The organism is Micrococcus sp. HMSC31B01, assembly GCF_001816085.1.
Taxonomy (GTDB): Bacteria; Actinomycetota; Actinomycetes; order Actinomycetales; family Micrococcaceae; genus Micrococcus; species Micrococcus luteus.
Genome location: NZ_KV825235.1, coordinates 1 through 2,786 on the forward strand (window position 1 = coordinate 1; position 2,786 = coordinate 2,786).

The following is a 2,786-nucleotide window of genomic DNA, read 5'->3' on the forward strand; positions in this document are numbered from 1 at the left end:
CGAATCCTCGGCGGGGCGCCCCCCTTTCGCGCGGGTGCGTCGGCGCTCAGCGGCCGCGCATGGCGCGCCGGCTCGGGCGCACCTTGTTCGGGTCGACGCCCTTGGGGATGGGCAGCCGGTTGGTGTTGAGCGCGGTCAGACGCTTGTCCACGGCCTGGACCTCCTGCGCCGTGAGGGCCTTCTTCATGCCCTTGAGCGTGCCGGGCAGCTCGTGCAGCGGGACCTGGCCCTGGCCGTTGCCGGACTCCACCACGGTGACGGGCACGCCGGGCAGGAAGCGGCGCATGGCCTTCTCCTCCTTGACCACCAGCGCGGCGACGCGGGGGGAGGGGCCCTCCGTCACCAGCACGACGCCCGGCCGGCCCACGGCGCGGTAGACGAGGTCCTGGGTCTTCGGGTTCACGGCGGCCGGCTGCTCGGACACGATCCAGCCGCGGCCCAGCGTGGAGAGCGCGGCGCCGGCGGCGCCGGGGCGGCCCTCGAGCTGGGCGAACCCGGCGCGGCGCGCCTTCCGGTTCAGGATGACGACGGCGGCGAGCACACCGAACGGGATCGCGATGAGCAGCCACGTGATCCAGTTGTCCAGCAGGAGGCCGATGACGAGGCCGACGACCAGGGCGCCCAGGAAGGCCAGCAGCATCCACAGTCCGACCTTGGGGTCGTGCGCCTTGGTCATGGCGTAGGCCTGCTTGAGCTGGGAGATCACGCCCGGGCCCTTCGTGGCGCGCTTGTCCCGGCGCTGGGCCTTCGCCTGCTCCTTCTCGCGGAGGCGACGCTCGCGCTGCATGGCCTTGACCTCCTTGAGCGTGGCGGAGGTGGAGCCGGAGGAGGACGCGGGGGGCTGGCTGTTCTTCGTCATGGCGGGGTCCAGTCTAGTCGGGCGGCTCAGGACATCTGGGCGACGACGGCGGAGGCCTCCTGGCGGGCGGTCTTCTCCCCGGCCAGGTGCGCCAGGTTCTCCGGCAGGGTCCGGCCGAGGCGCTGCATGGCCTGCGCGTAGAGCTTGCCCGCGCGGTACGACGAGCGCACCAGCGGGCCCGCCATGACGCCCTGGAAACCGATCTCCTCGGCGCGCTGGGACCACTGGACGAACTCCTGCGGCTTCACCCAGCGGTCGATGGGGTGGTGCAGCTTCGAGGGCCGCACGTACTGCGTGATGGTGATGATGTCGCAGCCGGCCTCGTGCAGGTCCACCAGGGCCTGGTCGATCTCGTGGTCCTCCTCGCCCATGCCCAGGATGAGGTTGGACTTGGTGACGAGCCCGTCGGCCTTGGCCATCGTGAGCACCCTGAGGGACTTCTCGTACGTGAAGGCCGGGCGGATGCGCTTGAAGATGCGCGGCACCGTCTCCAGGTTGTGCGCGAACACCTCGGGCCGCGCGTCGAACACCTGCTGGACGAGCTCCGGCACCGCGCCGAAGTCCGGCGGCAGGATCTCGACGCCGGTCCCCGGGTTGAGCGCGTGGATGCGGCGGATGGTCTCCGCGTAGAGCCACGCCGCGCCGTCCTTCTGGTCGTCACGGGCCACGCCCGTGACGGTGGCGTACCGCAGGTCCATCTCGCGGATGTTCTCGGCGACCTTCTGCGGCTCCTCCATGTCCAGGGGACGCGGCTTGCCGGAGGTGATGTCGCAGAAGTCACACCGGCGGGTGCAGATGTCGCCGCCGATGAGGAACGTGGCCTCGCGGTCCTCCCAGCACTCGAAGATGTTGGGGCAGCCGGCCTCCTCGCACACGGTGTGCAGGCCGGCGGACTTGACCTTGTTCTTCAGGCCGATGTACTCGGGGCCCATGTGGACCTTGGCCTTGATCCACTCGGGCTTGCGCTCGACGGGCACCTCGGCGTTGCGCGCCTCCACGCGCAGCAGGCGGCGTCCTTCGGGGGCGAGGCTCATGCGGGGATTCCTTCCGTGGGGGTGACGGCGATGAAGGCCGGCCCGAGCTCGTCCAGATGACGGGTGAGCACCGGGACGACGTCGGCCGGCGTGATGGTCCGGCCCGTCTCGACCGACAGGGTGGTGGTGGCGGCGTCCGTGATGCCGCACGCGATGATCCCCTCGTAGGGGGCCAGGGAGTTGGAGCAGTTCAGCGCGAAGCCGTGCATGGAGACGCCGTCGTGGATGGACAGGCCGATGGCGCCGACTTTGCGGTCCGGGCGGGCCGTGCCGTCGTCGTCCCGGTCCGCGAGGACCCAGATGCCCGCCCGCCCGTCCACGCGGACGGCCGTGACGCCGAACTCGGCGGCGGTGCGGATCAGCAGCTCCTCGAGGAACCAGACGTAGTCCTTGACGTGGGCACGGTCGCGCAGTCGGACCACGGGGTAGCCGACCAGCTGGCCCGGGCCGTGCCATGTGATCTTGCCGCCGCGGTCCACGTCCACGACGGGGGCGCCGTCCGTGGGGCGCTCGGCGTCCTCGGTGCGGCGACCGGCCGTGTAGACGGCTTCGTGCTCCAGGAGGAGGAACTCGCCGTCGGAGCGGCCGGCGACGACGTCCGCGTGCAGGGCGCGTTGGGCGTCCCAGGCGGCGTGGTAGTCCACCAGGTCGGGCGCCAGGCCGAGCACGCGCAGGGGCGGCAGAAGGGTCTCGGGCATGACGTCCACTGTAGTCCTCGGGCCCGGACCTGTGGACAACCGCCGTGACGCCCGGGGACATGCGGCACCCTGGGATGGAACGGACGGCGTGGCGGAGAGGGGAGCCGGATGCGGGACTGGGACGAGGCGGACGGCGGCGCGGCCGGACGCGTCGGCGGCGGGCCGGAGAGGCCATCGGAGCCGGGCACGGCTGCG

At 71.8% G+C, this 2,786-nt stretch carries 3 protein-coding genes; all 3 read right to left on the bottom strand.

The window, feature by feature from the left end; translation table 11 throughout:
* Positions 1-46: 46 nt before the first annotated feature.
* The 3 genes from HMPREF3105_RS08685 to lipB are packed head-to-tail and all read right to left on the bottom strand — an operon-like array spanning position 47 to position 2,591.
* On the bottom strand, positions 47-859 hold the full coding sequence (locus HMPREF3105_RS08685) for a DUF4191 domain-containing protein (protein WP_036314203.1): 813 nt from the start codon (positions 857-859) through the stop codon (positions 47-49).
* A gap of 26 nt (positions 860-885) precedes the next feature.
* Complete coding sequence (lipA, locus tag HMPREF3105_RS08690; RefSeq protein WP_036383060.1) at positions 886-1,893, bottom strand: lipoyl synthase; 1,008 nt, start codon at positions 1,891-1,893, stop codon at positions 886-888.
* Positions 1,890-2,591: a lipoyl(octanoyl) transferase LipB gene (gene lipB / locus HMPREF3105_RS08695; RefSeq protein WP_070709269.1), complete on the bottom strand. Its 702-nt coding sequence runs from the start codon at positions 2,589-2,591 to the stop codon at positions 1,890-1,892. Before lipB ends, lipA begins: the two co-directional genes overlap by 4 nt.
* Positions 2,592-2,786 lie beyond the last annotated feature (195 nt).